The sequence below is a fragment of the Thermomonas aquatica genome, assembly GCF_006337105.1.
Lineage (GTDB): Bacteria > Pseudomonadota > Gammaproteobacteria > Xanthomonadales > Xanthomonadaceae > Thermomonas > Thermomonas aquatica.
In genome coordinates, this window is the sequence record NZ_CP040871.1 from 1,274,178 (window position 1) to 1,292,604 (window position 18,427).

The 18,427-nt window shown below is 69.2% G+C and carries 17 protein-coding genes; all 17 read right to left on the reverse strand.

What is annotated here, in order from left to right:
- Positions 1 to 24: 24 nt before the first annotated feature.
- Complete coding sequence (locus FHQ07_RS14320) at positions 25 to 2,106, reverse strand: hypothetical protein (protein WP_168191475.1); 2,082 nt, start codon at positions 2,104 to 2,106, stop codon at positions 25 to 27.
- Entirely contained in the window at positions 2,103 to 2,675 is a 573-nt protein-coding gene (locus FHQ07_RS06190) for a D-glycero-alpha-D-manno-heptose-1,7-bisphosphate 7-phosphatase (RefSeq protein ID WP_240703589.1), read from the reverse strand. The genes FHQ07_RS14320 and FHQ07_RS06190 overlap by 4 nt, the downstream gene beginning before the upstream one ends.
- A gap of 2 nt (positions 2,676 to 2,677) precedes the next feature.
- The gene (locus tag FHQ07_RS06195) at positions 2,678 to 3,379 is read right to left on the reverse strand and encodes a nucleotidyltransferase family protein (RefSeq protein ID WP_139715989.1); all 702 of its coding nucleotides are present in this window, start codon (positions 3,377 to 3,379) and stop codon (positions 2,678 to 2,680) included.
- A complete protein-coding gene (locus tag FHQ07_RS06200; protein WP_139715990.1) occupies positions 3,369 to 3,956 on the reverse strand; it encodes a D-sedoheptulose-7-phosphate isomerase in 588 nt (195 codons plus the stop codon). Before FHQ07_RS06200 ends, FHQ07_RS06195 begins: the two co-directional genes overlap by 11 nt.
- Complete coding sequence (locus tag FHQ07_RS06205; protein WP_139715991.1) at positions 3,953 to 4,993, reverse strand: GHMP family kinase ATP-binding protein; 1,041 nt, start codon at positions 4,991 to 4,993, stop codon at positions 3,953 to 3,955. Before FHQ07_RS06205 ends, FHQ07_RS06200 begins: the two co-directional genes overlap by 4 nt.
- The gene (locus FHQ07_RS06210; RefSeq protein WP_139715992.1) at positions 4,990 to 5,955 is read right to left on the reverse strand and encodes a GDP-mannose 4,6-dehydratase; all 966 of its coding nucleotides are present in this window, start codon (positions 5,953 to 5,955) and stop codon (positions 4,990 to 4,992) included. The genes FHQ07_RS06205 and FHQ07_RS06210 overlap by 4 nt, the downstream gene beginning before the upstream one ends.
- A 2-nt stretch (positions 5,956 to 5,957) precedes the next feature.
- On the reverse strand, positions 5,958 to 9,824 hold the full coding sequence (locus FHQ07_RS14530) for a glycosyltransferase (protein ID WP_240703559.1): 3,867 nt from the start codon (positions 9,822 to 9,824) through the stop codon (positions 5,958 to 5,960).
- Between the two features lie 41 nt (positions 9,825 to 9,865).
- Positions 9,866 to 11,935: a type II secretion system protein GspD gene (locus tag FHQ07_RS06220; RefSeq protein ID WP_168191476.1), complete on the reverse strand. Its 2,070-nt coding sequence runs from the start codon at positions 11,933 to 11,935 to the stop codon at positions 9,866 to 9,868.
- Between the two features lie 94 nt (positions 11,936 to 12,029).
- Complete coding sequence (locus tag FHQ07_RS14325) at positions 12,030 to 12,596, reverse strand: hypothetical protein (protein ID WP_168191477.1); 567 nt, start codon at positions 12,594 to 12,596, stop codon at positions 12,030 to 12,032.
- On the reverse strand, positions 12,583 to 13,188 hold the full coding sequence (locus tag FHQ07_RS14330) for a GspMb/PilO family protein (RefSeq protein ID WP_168191478.1): 606 nt from the start codon (positions 13,186 to 13,188) through the stop codon (positions 12,583 to 12,585). The genes FHQ07_RS14325 and FHQ07_RS14330 overlap by 14 nt, the downstream gene beginning before the upstream one ends.
- Entirely contained in the window at positions 13,185 to 14,153 is a 969-nt protein-coding gene (locus tag FHQ07_RS14335; RefSeq protein ID WP_168191479.1) for a hypothetical protein, read from the reverse strand. The genes FHQ07_RS14330 and FHQ07_RS14335 overlap by 4 nt, the downstream gene beginning before the upstream one ends.
- 43 nt (positions 14,154 to 14,196) lie before the next feature.
- Positions 14,197 to 15,258, reverse strand: a complete 1,062-nt coding sequence (locus FHQ07_RS06230; RefSeq protein ID WP_139715994.1) for a type II secretion system protein GspK — start codon at positions 15,256 to 15,258, stop codon at positions 14,197 to 14,199.
- A complete protein-coding gene (locus FHQ07_RS06235; protein ID WP_139715995.1) occupies positions 15,255 to 15,851 on the reverse strand; it encodes a prepilin-type N-terminal cleavage/methylation domain-containing protein in 597 nt (198 codons plus the stop codon). Before FHQ07_RS06235 ends, FHQ07_RS06230 begins: the two co-directional genes overlap by 4 nt.
- Positions 15,848 to 16,288, reverse strand: coding sequence for a type IV pilus modification PilV family protein (locus tag FHQ07_RS06240; RefSeq protein WP_139715996.1), 441 nt, complete (start codon positions 16,286 to 16,288; stop codon positions 15,848 to 15,850). Before FHQ07_RS06240 ends, FHQ07_RS06235 begins: the two co-directional genes overlap by 4 nt.
- On the reverse strand, positions 16,288 to 16,644 hold the full coding sequence (locus FHQ07_RS06245; protein ID WP_168191480.1) for a pilus assembly FimT family protein: 357 nt from the start codon (positions 16,642 to 16,644) through the stop codon (positions 16,288 to 16,290). The genes FHQ07_RS06240 and FHQ07_RS06245 overlap by 1 nt, the downstream gene beginning before the upstream one ends.
- Positions 16,645 to 16,686: 42 nt before the next feature.
- Positions 16,687 to 17,184 (reverse strand): type II secretion system major pseudopilin GspG, encoded by a 498-nt coding sequence (gene gspG, locus FHQ07_RS06250; protein ID WP_139715998.1) that lies wholly within the window; start codon positions 17,182 to 17,184, stop codon positions 16,687 to 16,689.
- Positions 17,185 to 17,228: 44 nt separating this feature from the next.
- Positions 17,229 to 18,425, reverse strand: coding sequence for a type II secretion system F family protein (locus FHQ07_RS06255; RefSeq protein ID WP_139715999.1), 1,197 nt, complete (start codon positions 18,423 to 18,425; stop codon positions 17,229 to 17,231).
- Positions 18,426 to 18,427: the final 2 nt, after the last annotated feature.

An 18,427-nucleotide genomic window follows, 5' to 3' on the forward strand; every position in this document is an offset into this window, starting at 1 on the left:
AGCGGTGGCCAGTCGGAATCATCATTATCTCCGCGAACGACGTTGCAGCAGCGGGCTGTTGCAAGTCGATCCAGCCGGCGACGCCCATGCTTCCAGCGCCCCGTCCCGCACCTGCATGGCGTAGCCGTCGGCGGCCAGAACGCCTGCCAGCAGCGGCTCTTCGGCCGGATCGACCAGCACATGCGTGGCTCCGATCCGCGACAGCAACGCGCGCCATTTTCCGCCACTGGCATCCGCTTCCGCCTCGTTGCGCGCGCGCCAGAGTTCCGGGTCGTAGCGGCGGTGCAGCGAAATCGCATGGCCATGCCCGGCGCCGACGAAGGGCGCCTTCGGGTCCGACATCAGCACGCAGGCATCGGGATCGCGCGCCATCACGCGTTCGAGCAGGGCGCGCTCGGGGAGCATCGTGCGCACGATGCGCGCGCGCGCGGCCGCGCCTTCGCGCAATTGCAGCGGCCAGTCGTTGTCGCGCAGGTACCAGCTGGTGGTCGGCATCAGCAGCGCGTCGATGCCGACCAGCAGCACGACGGCCGCGGCGAACAGGCGTCGATCCAGCAGCCGCGCAAGGGCGACGCTGCCGAGCACCGCCAGCACCGCCAGCGCCGGGAACAGGTAGCGCAGGTACTGCATGTGCCAGAACAGCGCGCCGCCCGCGGCGATCGCCCACAGCGCCAGCCAGCGCGGCGCGGGGCGGCGGATGGCGTCGATCGCCAGCGCCGGCAAGGTGGCGAGCACCGAGAGGCCGGCCGCGCCGGGGAAGAACTGGCCGTAGGCATCGGTCCTGAAGGCGAGATCCCACAGCGAACGCCAGGACATTCCAGCCATCCACTTGAGGTCGCGGAAATTCTCCGCCGGGTAGTACGGCGACTTGAAGACGGCGTTGTAGAACGGGAACAGCGGGTTGCCGGTGATCCACCAGGCATATGCGTAACTCGATGCCGCGACCGGCAGCAGGCCCAGGCCCATGCGGCCCAGCCAGCGCATCCGCGCGCCGGCCGGCATCGACGCGCACAGCCATGCCAGCAGCGGCAGCAGGTACAGCAGGTTGCTGGTCTTCAGCGCCAGCAGCAGGCCGGCGAGGATGCCGAGCACGAACGGGCCCGGCCTTGCCGCGGCCGGGGTCGCGGCGATCGCGGCCAGGTGCAGCAGGATCGCGGCGTTGGCGCCATCGACCTGCATCGAGGTGGTGAAGTAGCCGGCCAAGGGCTGCGCCGCGAACACCGCCGCCGCGGCCAAGGCCGTCGCGGGCGATGCATCCAGCGCGCGCGCCAGGCGCCAGGCGCCGGCGATGCCGAGCAGCAGCCACAGCGATGCGGCCGCGGCGCGCGATTCCCGTCCCGCGAACAGCGCGGCGACCGCATGCAGCACGTTGTTCGCCCACGGCGCCACCGCCCACGACTGGCTCTGCACGTCGAGGTGGTAGTAGCCGTCCGCCAGCAGTTGCGACTGCAGGACCAGGTGCACCGCGTTGTCGTCGTAGTTGAGGCTTGGCAGCCACAGGCCGAGGCTGGCGATGGCGGCCGCGCCCGCGAGCAGGATCGACCATGCCGGATGCGCGGCCGCGATCCCGCACAGATTCGCCGCCGCCGTCCGCGACATCTCGCGCAACGCGCGCCAGCGTACGACCACCAGCAGCAGGGCGACGGCGAGATAGACGCCGCGCCGATGGATCGGCAGCGGCAACGACCAGCCGACCACGGCGGCGATGCAGGCCATCCCGACCATCGCCGCGATGGCGATGCCGGATCGCCTTGCATCGCCGAAGCACGACGCGACCGCCAGCGCCGCGGCGGCCAGCAACACGGCCGCGCCCACCTGCGCCCAACCTGCGAACACGACGACGCCCGCCAGCGGCACGCAGGCCGCGAGCAGCGGCAGCATCGCCGCATGCCGCCAACCGCTGCGCGCCGCCAGCCACGCACAACCCGCGAGCCCCGCGAACACGACGAAGACCGCGGCGACCAGCCGGCGATAGTCGGCGTGGATGTTCGCGGCCAGGTCGTAACGCCATGCCGCGCACAGCACGATCGCCAACGGCAGCAAGGCCAGCGCGGCGAGCATGCGGCTGGCCCGCAGTTGCGTCGCATCTGCCGGGCCTGCGCTCATGCCGGCGCGCCGAGCAAGCCGGCCATGCCCGATCCCCAGTCGCTTTCGGCGAGCAGGCGCCCGGATACGCCGGCCGCCTGCGCCGCCTCCACATCGCTTGGGTTGTCGCCGATCAACAGCGAACGCGCCGGATCGATGCCGAACCGTTCGATGGCGGCCAGCAGCATCCCCGGCCGCGGCTTGCGGCATCCGCATTCGACGCGGTAATCGCCGACGCCGGCCTCGGGATGGTGCGGGCACCAATACGTGGCGAGCAGCGGCGTGCCGCGGCTCGCGAATTGCTCGTGCACCCACGCGGTGTAGTCGAGGAACGCGGCCGCGTCGTACAACCCGCGCCCGATCCCGGCCTGGTTGGTCACGACCACCGGCAGGTAGCCAAACCGATGCGCCTGCGCCACCAGCTCGAAGATGCCCGGCACCCAATCGGTGCGTTCGGGCGTGTGCACGTAGCCGTGGTTGCGGTTGAGCACGCCGTCGCGATCCAGGAACAGCGCCTTGCGCGGCGCCGGCTGCGCGGCGAGCAGTGCGGCCGCGGCGGGATCGAGGTAGGGCTGGCGCAGCGCGGGCATGGTCACGCGCGCGCGGCGAACATCGGCTGCGCCCGCGCGTAGTCCTCGGGCACGCCGATGTCGATGAAGCCGGAGGTCTCGGTGAATGCGGCGACCTCGCCGGCCCGCGCCCGCGGCTGCAGCACCTCGCGTTCGAACGAGAATGCCGTGCGCGCGGGCAATGCGGACAGCGCGGCCGCGCCGAGGAAATAACAGCCCGCGTTGATCCAGCCGGCGCCGGCCTCGCCTTTCTCGCGGAAATCGCGGGCGCGGCCATCGTCCACGTCGACCGCGCCGTAGCGCGCGACATCGTCGACCCGCGCCAGCGCGATCGCCATCGGCGTCGAAGCCGCGCGCGCGGCCGCCTCGAGCGCGACCGGCGGGTACTGCAGCCAGGTGTCGCCGTTCAACACATGCGCGCCGTCGCCCTGCAGCCGTTGCGCCGCCAACCGGATCGCGCCGCCGGTGCCCAGCGGTTCGGCCTCGACCGAATAGGCGATGTCCATGCCCTGCCAGCGCGCGCCGATGGCGCGTTCGATCGCCTCCGCCATGTAGCCGGTGGCGAGGATGCAGCGGCGCATGCCCGACAGCGCCAGCCGGTCCAGCAACCAGGCCAGGAACGGCCGGCCGGCGACCGGGGCCAGCGGCTTGGGCACGTCGTCGACGATGCCGCGCAGGCGGGTGCCGAACCCGCCGGCAAGGACGATGGCCTCGTCAGCCGGCATCGTGCGGGAACATGCGCGACTCGATCAGCGCGCACAGCAGGTGGCCGACGAATTCGTGGCCTTCCTGGATGCGCGGCGTCTCGTCCGAAGGCATGCGGAAGCAGATGTCGGCGAGCGGCGCCAGCTTGCCGCCGCCGCGGCCGGTGAAGCCGACCACGTGCACGCCGCGCGCGCGCGCCGCCTCCGCCGCGCGCAGGATGTTCGGCGAGTTGCCGGAGGTGGAGATGGCGACGAACACGTCGCCGGCCTGCCCCAGCGCCTCCAGCTGGCGGGCGAAGGTGTAGTCGTAGCCGTAGTCGTTGCCGATCGCGGTGAGGATGCTGCTGTCGGTGGTCAGCGCGATCGCCGCCAGCCCGGGGCGGTCGTAGTAGAAGCGGCTGACCAGTTCGCCGGCCCAGTGCTGCGCGTCCGCGGCGCTGCCGCCGTTGCCGGCGAACAGCAGCTTGCGGCCGCCCTGCAGGGCGCGCACGCACAGCTCCACCGCACGCTGCAGGTCCTGCTGCAGCGCGGCGTCGCCCGCCAGCGCCTGCATGTTGGCCAGCGCCTTGGCGAATTCGTTGTCGATGTAAGCCTTCATGGCACCTTCCAGGCCGTGGCCCCCTGCAGGGTGAAGTGCGCGTCGTACGGCGTGCCGCCGGCGGCGGCGAGCGCGCGCACCAGGCCGATGCGGTCGGCCGGGTCGCACAGGAAGATCATGAAGCCGCCGCCGCCCGCGCCGGAGACCTTGGTCGCGCGCGCGCCGTGCGCGCCGGCGACGGTCTCGATCTCCTCGATGCGCGGGTTGCTGATGCTCGCCGCGCTCTGTTTCTTCGCCAGCCAGCCGGCCTGCATGACCTCGGCCAGGCGGGCGAAGTCGCCGCGCAGCAGCGCTTCCTTCATGCGCCCGGCCTCGTCCTTGAGCCGGTGCATGGCATCGAGCGAGGCGGCATCGCCTTCGCTGATGTTGCGCGATTGTTCGTCGATGATCCTGGCCGAGGCGCGCGACACGCCGGTGAAGCACAGCACCAGGCTGGACTCCAGTTCGGCGTGGATCCAGTCCTTGATCCGCAGCGGGTTCACGATCACCCGGTCGCCGGCGTAGAACTCCATGAAGTTGAAGCCGCCGAACGCGGCCGCGTACTGGTCCTGCTTGCCGCCGGCCAGGCCGAGGTCGTTGCGCTCGACCGCATAGGCCAGGTGGGCGACCTCGTATTCGCCCAATGCCAAGCCGAAGTATTCGGCGAACGCGGTGACCAGCGCCACCACCATGGTCGAGGACGAACCCAGGCCGGAACCCGGGGGCGCATCGGAATGCGTGCGCACGCGGATCGCGGGCGCGCGGCCGCCGAGATGCTCGGCGACGATCCGCCGATACACGCCCTTGGCCAGTTGCAGCGGGCCGGCAGCGTCCGTCCGCTCCGCCATCGCCTCGCCGGGCGCGATCCGTTCGCCGGCGCCGGCGTCCTGCGCGAGGAAATGCACGAGGCCGTCCGGCGACGCATCGATGGTCGCGTAGGCGTACTTGTCGATGGTGACGTTCATCACCGAGCCGCCGTGCAGGTCGCAATACGGCGACACGTCGGTGCCGCCGCCGGCCAGGCCGAGCCGCAGCGGCGCGCGCGCGCGGACGATCATGCCGCCTGCCCCCGCACGCCGTAGATCGCGCGCCAGTAGGCCAGCATGTCGTCCAGCGTGCGCGCGAGCGCGAATTCCTGCTTCCAGCCGGTGGCGGCGACCAGCTTCGACGAATCGCCGAAGATCACCTTCTCGTCGCTGGGCCGGAGCAGTTCCGGATCGGTCTCGATCGAAAGCGGCACCCGCGACGACGCCTGCGCGGCCGCGACGATCTCGCGGATCTGGTAGGTGGTGGCGCCGCTGATGTTGTACACGCCGCCCGCTTCGCCATGCGCGGCGAGCAGTTCCAGCGCGCGGGCCAGATCGCGCACGTCGGTGATCGCGCGCCAGGTGTCCTGGTTGCCGACCTTGAGCGCCGGCGGCAGCAGCCCCGCTTCGATCCGCGCCACGCGCTGGGTGATGTCGGCGCAGACGTCGCCGGTCTTGCGCGGGCCGGTGGTGTTGAAGATCCGCGCGCAGACGCTGCGGATGCCGGCATTGGCGTGGTACTGCAGGGCCAGCAGCTCGGTCGCGACCTTGCTGACGCCGTACGGGTGCAAGGGCCGCATCGGGTGCGATTCCCGCACCGGGATGTCCTCCGCCGCGACTTCGCCGTACTGCGCGCTGGAACAGGCGACCACCACCACCGGGTCGAGGCCGGAGGCGCGGATCGCCTCGTACACGTTGGCGGTGCCGAGCACGTTGGTGTCCAGCGTTTCCAGCGGCGCCTGCCAGGACAGCGCCGGATAACTCTGCGCCGCCAGCAGGTACACGACATCCGGCCGCGAGCGGCGGATCGCTTCATCGACCTGCTCGCGATAGCGGATGTCGCAACGCAGCAGCCGGTCCTGGTACGGCGCCCAGTCGCGGGTGTCGATGGTGGCGTTGTAGTGCGTGCCCAGCACCGCGTGGCCGGCGCCGATGGCGCGCTCCATCAGGTAGCTGCCGACGAACCCGGTGGCGCCGAGGATCAGGACCTTCATGCTCATTCCTTTCGCTTGCCGCGCAGGCGCCGCCGGCGCGCATCGGCATCAGGATAACCGCGCGGATCGACATCCTCGCCCAGCACGCGCCAGAGCGCGTCCGCAGAATAGTTTTCGCGCGCATGCCGCTGCGCCGCGTGCGCGGCCGCCAGCCATGCCGCGTCGTCCTCCAGCAGGCGCAGCACCGCATCCGCGAATGCCTGCGGGGCGTCCTCCGCCGCCAGCCAGTCGCCGACCGTTTCCAGTCCCTGCTTGCCGATCGAGGTGGTGACGCAGGGCAGGCCGAAGCGCATCGCCTCGATCACCTTGCCCTTCATGCCGCCGCCGAAGCGCAACGGCGCGGCGGCCACGCGCGCCCGCGCATAGCGGCGCTGCAGTTCCTCGTCGCTGACGAAGCCGGTGACCTCCACCCGCTCGCCGGCCAGCGCCAGCACGTCGGCCGTCGGGTTCGAACCGACCAGCGACAACCGCGCCTCCGGCATGCGTTCCCACACCTTCGGCATGATCTCGCGCACCAGCCAGACGGCTGCGTCCACGTTCGGCGGATGCCCGAAGCCGGCCACGAACAGCAGGTCGCGGCGTTGCGCCAGGTTCGCCCACGGTGCATCGGGGAAGCTGTCGAACGCGTACACCGGGATCGTCGCTGCGCGCGCGCGGCCGTCGTGCGTGGACAGCCAGTCCTGCACGTGCGTGGTTTCCGCATCCGCCGGGTAGTAGACGACATCGACGCCCTTCCACACCCGTTCCTCCATCGCCTGCAACCGCGCCGATTCCTCCAGCAACGCCGGCTCAGCGGTCAGGGCGTGCTCGCTCAATGCGCGCAGGTGGTGGATGTCGTGCCCGTAATACAACAGCTTGGCATTGGTGTGGCGGCGCAGCGCATCGATGAACGGCAGCGAGACGTGCGGCCTGCTGAGCAGGACGTAATCGATCGCGCCACCGGCCTGCTCCAGCCAGCGCTCGAAGCCGTTGGCCCAGGCGTTGCCGTACATCACCTCGATCCCGGCGCGCTGCAGCCACGGCGTGTACACCGGGTCGCGCCACAGGTTCTCCGGCCAGAACTTGACCGACATCCCGTGCTGCCGGAACAGCTGCATGAACTGCCACATCGTGCGCGAACCGGCATCGCGGTCGGGCTGCGGTACGTAGTGGTCGACCACCAGCACGGTCTTGCGCAACTGCGAACGATCCCTGGCCAGGAACGGCATCTCCGCATTGGCGAAATGCCCGTACGCGAGGGTGTCCCGCCAGCGTTCGTGGAAGGTGCGCTGGTTCGCCACCTGGTAGGCCTTCACGCCCTGCCCGACGTCGGTGCCGTGGGAAACCCCTTCGTGGTGCACCACCACCGACGCCGGCTGGTAGCGCACCGCGAGCCCGGCCCGGCGCACGCGGAAGGCGAGGTCGGTGTCCTCGCAATAGGCCGGCGCGAAGACCTCATCGAAGCCGCCGAGTTCGCGGAACAAATGGGTCGGCAGCAGGATCGCCGCGCCGGAAATGTAATCCGCTTCCTTCGCGTAGCAGAACTCCGGCGCATCCGGATCCTGCAGGCGCCCGTAGTTCCACGCACTGGCGTCCGCCCACACGATGCCGCCGGCTTCCTGCAACCGGCCATCGGGATACACCAGCTTGGAACCGGCAAGGCCGGTGTCGGGGAATTCCCGGAACGTGTCGAGCAAGCCATCCAGCCAACCCGGCTGCACTTCGGTGTCGTTGTTGAGGAAGCAGACGTAGTCGCCGCGCGCCAACCCGAGCGCCTGGTTGCAGGAACGCAGGAAGCCAAGGTTTTCCGGATTCTCGTGGTAGCGCAGGCCGGGCACGTCGCGCAACGCGGCCATCGCCAGGTCGCCGGAGGCGTCTTCCAGCACCAGCACCTCGAAGCTGGCCGCGTCGCCGCAGGCCATGAGCGACCGCAGGCAGCGCGCGGTGTAGTCGGGCTTGCCCCAGGTGGGGATGACGATGCTCGCGCGCGGCGCATCCACGCGCGGGAAGGCGATGCCGGCGAACCAGGCGTCGGCGGCAGGCGCGTCCGGTGCTTGCGGCGAAGCGACGACATCCGCAGCCTGCGCAACGGCGGGTACCGGCATCAGCCACGAACGCGGACGCTGCGGCAACACGGGCTCGGCCGCGGTGCCGCGCAGTTTCGCCACCAGGTAGCGGAGCGGGCGCGCCAGTTTCCAGCTCGACGATGCAAGCAGGGCACGCGCTGCCTGCTCCACCTCGTCGGCGTACTGTTCCGATGCCAGCCGCGCCGCACGTTGCGCCGCGAGGTCGGAGGCGATCCTGTCCAGCTCCGCCTGCATCTCGGCGCGCATGCGCTCCCGTTCGTCCAGCGCGTCCTGCAGGCTTGCCGACAGGCCACGCGCTTCGTCGAGCGCACCCTGCAACGACGCCGCCCACGCCAGTTTGTCGAGGCGGTCTGCATCGACCCGTTGGTAGTCCTCGCGCAATCGCGCCAGTTCCGCATCCAGCGCCTGCGCCCATGCGTGCTTCTCGTCGCGATCCGCTTGCGAACCACGAAATGCCGCCTGCAGGGTTGCAAGCTCGCCTTCGAGCGCCTTCACCCACGCGAGCTTCTCGTCGCGATCCGCTTCCGATTGGCGGAATGCGTCCTGCAACGTTTCCTGTTCGCCTTCGAGTTTCTTCACCCAGGCCAGCTTGTCGTCGCGGTCGGCTTCCGACTTGCGGAATGCCGCCTGCAATGCCTCTTGCTCGCCTTCGAGCCTCTTCACCCAGGCCAGCTTGTCGTCGCGATCCGCTTCCGATTGGCGGAATGCGTCCTGCAATGCCGAGATCTCCGCCTGCAGCGCATGCGCCCAGGCCACGGTGTCTTCGTGTTCGTCGATGAGCGCACCATGGCGCAGGTGCAGGGCTTGCAGCTCGGCATCGATCGCGGCGCTCCAGCGGCCGCGGTCTTCGAGCTCCTGTCGCAGTTCGCCGGTCCGCACCATCGATGCGGCCAGGTCGGCGCGGGCACGCGCGAGCATGGCGGCAAGGCCCTCCACGACCCCGGTCGCCGGTCCGAGCCGTGCATCGAAGCCCGCCTGCATCATCGCCGGATCGATGCCGACGCCCCGGCCTGCGGCGTCCAGGTTCGCGCGCAACGGCTCCACCAGCGCATCCGCCGCGTCCGCGCCGCGCGCATGGTGGCGCAGTTGCGGCGACAGGAAACGATCGCATTCCGCTTCCACCCGCGCATCGCGATGCAGGCCCAGCTGCAACGCATGGTCGACGCCGTCGATCACCGTACGCCAGTCGTGCAGCAGCTCGCCGTAATGGACCAACCGCCGCGGCAGGCCCTCCGCGGCGTGCAGCGCATCCACCAGGTAGCGGCCCCACAGCAGGTTGCCGACTGCGAGCGGCAAGCCATCGCGTGCCTGCAGCGATGCGGCCACCTCGGCCGGGTCGCGCGTCACCAGCACGACGTTCGCCTCGATGCCCCGCTTCTCCATGGCCCGACGCCACAACGACGCGAACCGGCACAGCCGCGGATCCTTCACCGCCCAGAGCCGCTGCGTGGCGAACTCGCGCGCAATCAGCGCATCGATCGCCTCCAGCGCTTCGCGCGCCGGCTCGCCGTCTTGCCATTCCGGCGGCAACGGCCGCGGGTCATCCCAGGCCATGCCAAGCCGCGCCAGCAGGCGCTCGTGGATCGCGACCGCCGCGCTGTGTTCCCAGAACCCGCTGGGGTTGTCGCGCGCGGCCGGCATCAGGTCTTCGCCCAGCGCGGCGCCGTGCAGGTTGAGGATCCGGGTCAGCGCCGAGGTGCCGCTGCGGTGCATCCCGAGCACGAGCACGCCCCTGCGGCCGCCGCCCGATGCAGGTGCGCTGCGCGGCCCGGCCACGCGCTGGTCTCCACTCGTCTCAGGCATGTCGCTCAGCTTATGCGCTTATCGCGGACGCACCGTCGCGATCACGGATTCACCGGTACCGAAGGCGTGACCTGCACCGGCGCCTGCCCGGTCTGCGGCAGTTCGAGCAACTCGAAGCGTTGGCTGAGCGAACGAGTCAGCTCCTCGGCCTGGGTGTCGGTCTCGATGATGTAGGGCACGATCATCAGCACCAGCTCGGTCTTGCTCTTGCCCTGCTTCTGGGTCTTGAACAGGTTGCCAAGCAGCGGCACGTCCTTCAGGAACGGCACGCCACTGTTGCCGGCGGTGTTCCGCTGCGACATCAGGCCGGCGATCAGGATCGCGCTGCCGTCCTTCAGGCTGAGGCTGGTGCTGTAGGAGCGGTTGAAGATCGCCGGCGAATTGGCGATCGAATCCGCGCCGACCGGAAGCGCCTCGCTGACTTCCTGGCGCAATTCGATGTCGACACGGTCGTCGGAGTACACCACCGGCTTGATGTTGAGCAGGATGCCGGTCTTGCGGTACTGCACGGTCTGGATGATGCCGGAATTGCCGCCGGTGGAGATGTTGGTAGTCGCCTGCGAACTGACGGTCGGCACTTCGGTGCCCACGTCGAAGCTGGCTTCCTCGCCGCTCTTCACCATCACCCTCGGGGTGGACAGCACGCTGATCCGATCCTGGCTGGCCAACGCCTTCAGCGAGGCGCGCGCCTGGCCGCCGATGTCCAGGATATAGCTGAGCCCCGCGCCGCCGGTGCCGGTCGCCAGCGTGCCGGAACTGATGTTGCCGTTGAACTTGCCGAGGTCGCTGTTGCGCGCCAGCCAGGAAATGCCGAACTCCTGGTCGTTGGTCAGGGTCACTTCCGCCACCGTGACCTCCACCATCACCTGGCGTGGCGCACGATCCATCTGCTGGATCAACGGCAGGATGCGCCCCCAGTCGGTGGCCGAACCCTGGTAGATGATCGCGTTGCGCGGTTCGTCCAGCGACAACTTGCCGCGTGCCATATCGCCATCGCCGCCGGCCGGCGACGTCGCGGCGGCACCTGCAGCCGCCCCGACCTGGCTGCCGTCGATCGCATCGCGTGAAGGCCTCCGCGTATTGCTCGCCCCGTTCTGCACGCCGCTGATCGTCTGCACGATCTCCTTGGCCTGGGTGTTCTTCACCATGTAGTAGAACAAGCCGTCGCTGCCGGCGGTGGGATTCGGCTTGTCGATGCTGCGCGCCCACTCCACGGAGTGCTCCAGCACGCGGTCGTCGGCCGCGAACACCAGCACCGCATTCGCCGCCTCCAGCGGCAACACCAGGATCGCGGTACCGCTGGAGCCGCCCACCGTGTAGAGCGAAGCGCCGTAACCTTCCGCGCTCAGCACTTCGACCAGGCGCTTGGACAGTTCCGAAGCGGTGACGAAGGCGGGCTCCAGCCTGGCACTGACGCGGCCGCGCATCAGCGGGCGATCGAGCACACGGATCGCCTCGCCGGCCTGCCGCACCTGCTCCGGCTTGCCCATCAGGATCACCGCGTTGCGGCTGCCTTCCGCCTGGATAGTGAGTCCGCTGCCCTTGAATGCCACGCCCAGCAGGTTCACCACGTCGTTGGTACGCACCGATTGCAGGTCCACCAGTTGGAACACCGGGCGATGGCTGATCGGCACTTCCGGCAAGGCGCGTCCGCTCACGATCAGCGGGGAGGGGCCGGCGGAATCCTTGCCGCGGTTGAAGAACACCATGCCCGAGGTGTATTCGGTCGAAATGCCGTAGCTATGCAGCACCTGCACCGCCAACCGGTAGAAGTTCTGCGGCGATTGCGGCCCGGGCGTGCGCAGGGTGACCAGGTCCTGCGCCTTCGAAACCTGCGGGTCCATCTGGAAGCCGGCACCCAGGATCGAGCCGAAGAACTCGTTGATGAAGGCCGGCACCGGCATGCCTTCGATGTTCACATTGACCGGACCGCCCTTCAGCGGCGGCATGGCGTCGCCATTGATCCCGGCCACCAGGCTGTTGTTGCCACTGCCCGGAATGGTCGGCGTTCCGCTGCGCTGCATGTCCTGGCGTCCAGCCGGCGGCTGTCGCTCGAAGCCCTGCTCCCCGCCGTCCTGGTTGGGCAGGGGCAGCGGCGGCGGGACTTTCACGCGCGGCGTAGCGCAAGCACCGGCGAGCAATGCGGCGGCGACTGCGGTCAGGAATGGACGGAAGCTATTCATGCGATGGCGTTTCTTCGGAAATTCAGTGGGGGCGGCGCGCCGGAGGCGGCGCAGGCGAGGTAACGGGCGGTGGCGTGGGCGTACCCGATGGCGCCGCCGCCGGTTCGCCCTTCGCGCCGATGCAGGCGTCGGATTGGGCCTTGGGCAGCAGGTACAGCTTGCGCGCACGGCGGCAGCCGTCCTTCTCGTACCAGATGGTGTCGCGATTGGCGGCGACGAAAGTCGCGCCATCCGGCAGCGCGCCGCCCAGCGTGACCCATGTCGTCTCCCGCTTGCCCGGCAAGGTCACTGCCGCCCGGATAGACGGCCGGGTCACGATGCCGCTCAGGCTCCAGCCGGCGACCTGCTGGCCTCGCTCCCCGGGTTGCTTGACTTCGCCCCAGAAAGGCGCCCGGCGCAGGGCCTGGTATTTCGCCTCGTCGAAGCGCTTGACCGAGGCGGGCGTGGGCAGCGTCCACTTCGCCTCGTCCGCTTTCGACTGGGATGCCGCGCGAATCGGCAGGAACAGGCCGATGGTGATCCCGACCAGCGCGCCGGCGCAGGCCACCGCCAGCCACGGATGCGCACGCAGGCGCTCAGCGAGCTGCACGCGGGCCTCCTTGCGCGGCATTGCCGACCCGGTAGTACGCGACGACGGTCAGGGTGACGTTGGGTTGCCCTTGGGCGAAACCGAGCAGGAAATCGTCGATCACCACCAGGCGATCGGAACTTTCGATACGGCGCAGGATTTCCAGCAACTGCGCTTGCCCCACCTGGCCGCGGATCGTCACCGGGATCCGCCACAACCCGGGCTGCGCCCGTACCTGCAACGGCGGCCTGGAATCGCTCGAGAGCTTCGGCCCGAACGCATTGAGCACTTGCCGGATCATGGTCTGCACTTCCGCCTGCGCCAAGCCGATCGTGTTGGCCCGCGGGATCTCGGCCTGCAAGGATTTCTGAAGGTTGCGGGCGGCTTCGGCGCGCACCGCCCATTGTTCCTGCCCGGCAAGCGCGGACATCTTGTACAGCTGCAACGTGCGCTGCTGGTATTGCTCGTGCAGGTCGCGCCGCCAATCCACCAGGACCAGCAACAGGTACACCAGCGCGATCGCGCCGACGATGGCCACGCCCCAGCGCAAGCGCGGGTTGGTCTGCCATTCCTCGCGCGCCTGCTTCAGGCGCGCGGATTCGCGCGCGCTCATCGACGCCCGCCCTGGATCGGCGCGCGCACGACCTTGGCCTTGATCGCCACGGTGTCGCGCGCCCTGCCGATTTCCGCGGTGACCTCGGTGAAGCGCTTCGAGTTCTCCAGCGCAGTCACGATCGCGCGCGGGTCGCCGTTCGGCATCCGCGCGGTCACCTGCAAGGTTTCCGCATCGGGCATCTTCCATTCCTGCAATTGCCACTGCCCGGGAATCAAGCCACCGACCAGGGCCATCAATTCGACCTGACCTGCCGGCGGCCGCAAGGCGAGTTCGGCTTCGACCGCCGCGCGCCCCTTCAGGGCCTGGTCGCGTGCGTCGATGATCCGGCCCAAGGCCTGTTCCTGAGCCGCGATCTGGCGGTCGACCTGCCAGATCGACACCTTGAGCGCCAGCGCGCCCACCAGCAGCGCGGTCAATGCCGCCACGCCCATGCCCAGCAGGGCCAACAGCACTTTCTGTCGGTGCTGCCCGATCGATTCTGCCACGCCCTGGCCACGTGGCGCGCTCCAGGCGCGCTCGGCCAAGGGGTACGGCAACTGTTCCGGCGGCATCTCGGCAGGCTGCAGGCCAGCCCCGCGCCTGAATTCGTTCCAGTCCTGCAACGCCGGCACGTCCGGCCACCAGTGCGAAGACACCATCACGTTGTCGCGCCAGACCCGCCCCTCGAGTCCGGTATCCAGCACCACCAGCTCCTGGCCTTCCGCCTGCGGCTGCCCGCGGAACAGGGATTCGGGGACGATGCGCCTTGGCGCGGCGGCGGACTGGCCGTCTTCGCCCTCCAGCGCGCGCGCGCGCGACCACGCCCACACCATCGCGCGATCGCCCACCCATTCCACGTGCGACTGCGGATCCGCGAACGGCGACCAGCGCGCGACCGCCATGTCCACGAAGCCGCGACGCTTGCGCGCCGGCACGGCACCGCCATCGAGCACGGTATAGGCGCAGAAAGCGCGGGCAAGCACCCATTCCTGACCGTTGCCGCCCTCGGCGAGCTGCTGCAGCCCGTCAGTCCCGCGCAGCCACCGGCTTGGCGAAAAGCCGCGAGCGAACCGGGTACGCAACGGAATCCGAAGCGGGGGCTTGGGATTGGATGAGCTCATAGTCCTCACGCCAGGGGCGACCCCCGTTCTCGATCGGGGTCAGGGTCCAGTGCACCAGTCCCACCTGTCCCCCATGCGAAGGCCACAGCTTCAGAGTGCCGGACATGGCAGGATACACAGCGATCGGCGCTTCTGCCGATTTTTGCAGGCCGAGGAACTCGAAAAACGCCACCTCAGTCAGGAATGGTTGCGTTTTCCTGAAGGCCACCACGCGCGCCGCCATGTCCTCGTCGAGCCCATCGATGGTGCGCAGCACGCGCGGCGGCGCGGTGTTCACGTTCACCACGGCGACGTTGTCGCTGGAGATGGTGTCGCTGATTTCCGCGGGCGACAGGAAGCCAAGCGCCTCTGTCCATCCCATCACCCGCATCAATTCCATCGGCGTCGCCAGCGGGCGGTTGGTGGGTGGGCGCAGCCCCGCCTTGCGGTAACCGTCCGCCTCGGCGCTGTTGAGCCGGTACAGGTCGTCCTTGTCCTGGTAATCCAGCAAGCGGTTGATCAGGACTTCCGCCGGCAGGCCTCCCGCACGCTTGCCTTGGTCAAGCAGGCGCTTGAGCATCCATGGCGGGTTCCAGTTGACCCCGAACAGGCCGTAGTCGTCCTGGATCGCGAAGCGGGTATCGCCGAGGCCGCGGTAGTTGCGCGCATCCAATGCGATCTCGTTGCCGATCGGCAGGCTGGATTCGAGATCCGCGTCCGACTGGATCTCGCGCACGCCATCGCTGCCGAACGAGACCAGCTTGTCCACGGTCAGCCCGCCCACGGTCATCCGCTGGGTACTGAGCAGGTACAGCACGTTCGCCCGCGTGCTGGCCATGTCCACCGCATCCTGCATGCGCTGCGCACGCTGCTGCGACTGTTCGGCCAGACGGGCAGTGGTCGCGGCGATGCCGCCGGCAAGCAGCGACAGCACCACCAGCATCGCCAGCACCAGCACCAGCACGAACCCGCGCGAGCGCCCGCTCATTTGAGTTCCTCGTCGCCGTAGAACCGTACCGGCGGCTTCAGCGGCCCCAGCACGGCCGCAGCCTGCATGCGCTCGCGCCCACGATCCGTCCGCGTCAGCACCACCACCGCAGGCAAGGTGGGCCCGGCATCCTGCAGGCCGCGTTCCGGCGGCCAGGTCGGGGACGCCTTGCCCGCCTCGTCGAGATACGTGAAGCCCGCGACATCGGCTTGCGCCAGGCGGAATCGCCAGCGTTCGACCCCGTCTTCGGAATAGGCGATGGCGGTCCTGTCGCCAGACTGCACGATCGACCACTCCACCTCGGTCGGACTTCCCTCCGCCGCGTACAGCGGGTTCAGGCTGGTGCCGCGGAAGCGCGTGCGCTCGCCGGCGAACCGCAAGCCTTCGGCGATGAACAGGCCGTGCACGCTGTCGCGGAACCAGTCATGGAACAAGGCCTGGCGATCGATGATGCCGGCCTGCCCCTGCACGCGCTCGCGGGCGATGCGATAGCTGCCGAGCATCTGGAACATCAGCATGGTCGCGAACGACACCAGCATCAGGGTGACCAGCATTTCCATCAGGGTGAAGCCGCCGGATCGCCGCCTGCTCATAAGTCGTCCATCGTGCGCACCTGCTTCCAGCCGACCTGGCGGACATGGAATGCATGCAGCTCCCGGCCATCGCGGGTGGCCCGCACCTCGAGGTCGTACAACCCGACCATGAAGATGCTGGGCCCGCCGGACTGGTCCACGCCGGTCTTGGGCGGCTCCACCGGCGTGCTGGTCCAGGTCACGACGAAGTCGCCCACCTTGCGCTGGCCGGTCGGGGTTTCCATCGGATTGCTGCGGCGGATCAGGTCGAGCGTGGAATCCATCGCCACTTCGAGTTGCTGGCGATCGCGGATGCGGTTGAGGGTGATCACGTTGGTCGACAGCCACCCGTACAACGCGAACGCGCCGAGGCTGAACACCACCAGCGCGACGATGGCTTCCAGCAGCGTGAAGCCGCGCACGCCGCGGCGCGATGCCGGCCTGGTCGAACGGTGCATCACGGGCGCAGGATCGGGTCGCAGAACGGCGCAGCCACCACGATCGTGCGGCTGCCGTAGCTGTTGCCGATGCTGACCTGCCCCCCCAAGCAGACGCCGTTGGCGTTCACTTTCCACGGCGTCGGCACGCTGAGCGTCCAGCCGCTGGCGATGCGCAACGGCGCATCCTTCGACTTCAATGCGCCATCGCTGAGCACGATCGCCCTGCCGCTGGCCCGCGCATTGCCGGGGAGGGCACGGATCTGGTCGAGCAGCGAATCCAGTTCGGCCCGGCGGCGCCAGCTATCGATGCCGCGCAGGGCCGATGGCGCAACCAGCGCGGTGGCAAGGCCGAGGATGGCCAGCACCACGATCATCTCTAGCAGCGTGAAGCCGCGGTGCCGCATATGCGAGCGGCGTCAGTTGGCAGGTGCGGCGGAATTCGCGGCATCAGCCGTGCCGCCATCGGGCAGGTGGCCAAGGTCGGCATTTTGACCCTCGCCGCCCGGCACGCCGTCGGCACCCCAGGAGTACAGCGTGTACGGCTGGGTGCCACTGGGTTGCGGGGAATACTGGTACGGATGCCCCCACGGATCGTTCGGCACCGCTTCATCCAGGTAGGGGCCAGCCCACCCGTTGAGGTCGCCGGCGGGCTTGGTGGTCAACAGGGCCAGGCCTTCGGCTTCGGTCGGCCAGCGGCTGATGTCCAGGCGCATCGTCTGCAACGCGCCGCCGAGCATCTTGATCTGGGTACCCGCGGTCTGCACCTTGGCCTTGTCGGCCTGGCCGAACAGGCGCGGACCGACCAGGCCCATGATCAGGCCGATGATGACCAGTACCACGATCATCTCGAGCAGGGTGAAGCCGGCTTGGCGCGGAATGGCGCGCGGAACGGCGGGAATGCGGCGACGTTGCATCGTTGGTGCCCCTGAAATGGTTGCGTTGCGAGCTGTGCGTGCGACTAGACGGCGAGGTCGTTGGCGCTGGTGATCGCAAGGATCACGCCGAGGATGATGGTGCCGATCATGCTGCCGATCACCAGGATGGCGATCGGCTCCAGCAGGATCAGCACGCGCTTCATGCGGTTGCGCCCCGCCTCTTCATACAGCCGCGCCAATGAATCCAGCATGGATGCCAGCTTGCCGGAACGCTCGCCGACCCGGACCAGGTTGTAGCCGGTGGCGGTCAGCGCGTCGTGGTCCTCCAGCGCATCGGCGAGCGAGGAACCACCGCGCACCGCACGGGTGACCTCGCCCATGCGCGCACGGCGTTGCGGCAGTTGCAGGCCGGACTGCGCCAGCTCGAGCCCGCGCATCAACGGCACCTTGTTGCCGAGCAGCGCACCCAGCACCTTGGCCCAGCGCGCGGTGTCGGCCTCGACCAGCCACGGCCCGACCACCGGCCAGCCCGACAGCGTGTCCAGCGCCTGCGCGCGCAGCTCCGGCTTGCGCAGCGCCCAGGTCGCGGCGGCCGCGACCGCGCCGACCATCAACAGCAGCAGCCAGAAGTGTTCGCGCGTCCAGGTACCGAACGCGAGCACCACCCACGCCAGCAACGGCAGGTCCTTGGCCTGCTGCAGCAGCGAGGCGAACTTCGGCACCACGAAGATGAACATGATCGCCACCGCGGCGACGCCGGCAACCACCAGTACCGCCGGATAGATCAGCGCATTGCGCATTTCGTTGCGCAATTGCTGTTCGTATTCCATCTGCACGCCCGCATCGTGCAGTGCCTTGCCGAGCTCGCCGGTGAGTTCACCGGCGCGCGCGAGTTGCACCACGTATTCGGGCAAGGGCAAGCCGCACTTCGCCAGCGTGGCGGAGAACGCCTGGCCACGCTGCAGGTCGCGCGACATGCCGGCGAACGCAGCGACGATGCGCGGGTGATGCGCACCCAGCGCCTGGCTGCCGACCGCGTCGGCGATCGACACGCCTGAAGTCAGCATCGTCGCCAGTTCCTGCAGCGCGAGGATCACGTCGGCGCTGCGCAGGCGGCCGCGACGCTCCTTGCCGCCGCCGGCTTCGCCGGAACGCACCTCGATCACGGACAGGCCACGCCGCTCCAGCGCGCGCGCGGCCTCGCGTTCGTTGTTGGCGCGGAGCATGCCTTCCAGGCTGATGCCCTCGGCGTTCAAGGCTTGATAGTGGTAACGGGGCATGC

Bases quoted from the DNA above. Each gene is read 5' to 3' on its own strand.
- FHQ07_RS14320 (WP_168191475.1), bottom strand. From the start codon at position 2,106: ATGAGCGCAGGCCCGGCAGATGCGACGCAACTGCGGGCCAGCCGCATG.
- FHQ07_RS06190 (WP_240703589.1), bottom strand. From the start codon at position 2,675: ATGCCCGCGCTGCGCCAGCCCTACCTCGATCCCGCCGCGGCCGCACTG.
- FHQ07_RS06195 (WP_139715989.1), bottom strand. From the start codon at position 3,379: ATGCCGGCTGACGAGGCCATCGTCCTTGCCGGCGGGTTCGGCACCCGC.
- FHQ07_RS06200 (WP_139715990.1), bottom strand. From the start codon at position 3,956: ATGAAGGCTTACATCGACAACGAATTCGCCAAGGCGCTGGCCAACATG.
- FHQ07_RS06205 (WP_139715991.1), bottom strand. From the start codon at position 4,993: ATGATCGTCCGCGCGCGCGCGCCGCTGCGGCTCGGCCTGGCCGGCGGC.
- FHQ07_RS06210 (WP_139715992.1), bottom strand. From the start codon at position 5,955: ATGAAGGTCCTGATCCTCGGCGCCACCGGGTTCGTCGGCAGCTACCTG.
- FHQ07_RS14530 (WP_240703559.1), bottom strand. From the start codon at position 9,824: ATGCCTGAGACGAGTGGAGACCAGCGCGTGGCCGGGCCGCGCAGCGCA.
- FHQ07_RS14330 (WP_168191478.1), bottom strand. From the start codon at position 13,188: ATGAGCGCGCGCGAATCCGCGCGCCTGAAGCAGGCGCGCGAGGAATGG.
- FHQ07_RS06230 (WP_139715994.1), bottom strand. From the start codon at position 15,258: ATGAGCGGGCGCTCGCGCGGGTTCGTGCTGGTGCTGGTGCTGGCGATG.
- FHQ07_RS06235 (WP_139715995.1), bottom strand. From the start codon at position 15,851: ATGAGCAGGCGGCGATCCGGCGGCTTCACCCTGATGGAAATGCTGGTC.
- FHQ07_RS06240 (WP_139715996.1), bottom strand. From the start codon at position 16,288: ATGCACCGTTCGACCAGGCCGGCATCGCGCCGCGGCGTGCGCGGCTTC.
- FHQ07_RS06245 (WP_168191480.1), bottom strand. From the start codon at position 16,644: ATGATCGTGGTGCTGGCCATCCTCGGCCTTGCCACCGCGCTGGTTGCG.
- gspG (WP_139715998.1), bottom strand. From the start codon at position 17,184: ATGCAACGTCGCCGCATTCCCGCCGTTCCGCGCGCCATTCCGCGCCAA.
- FHQ07_RS06255 (WP_139715999.1), bottom strand. From the start codon at position 18,425: ATGCCCCGTTACCACTATCAAGCCTTGAACGCCGAGGGCATCAGCCTG.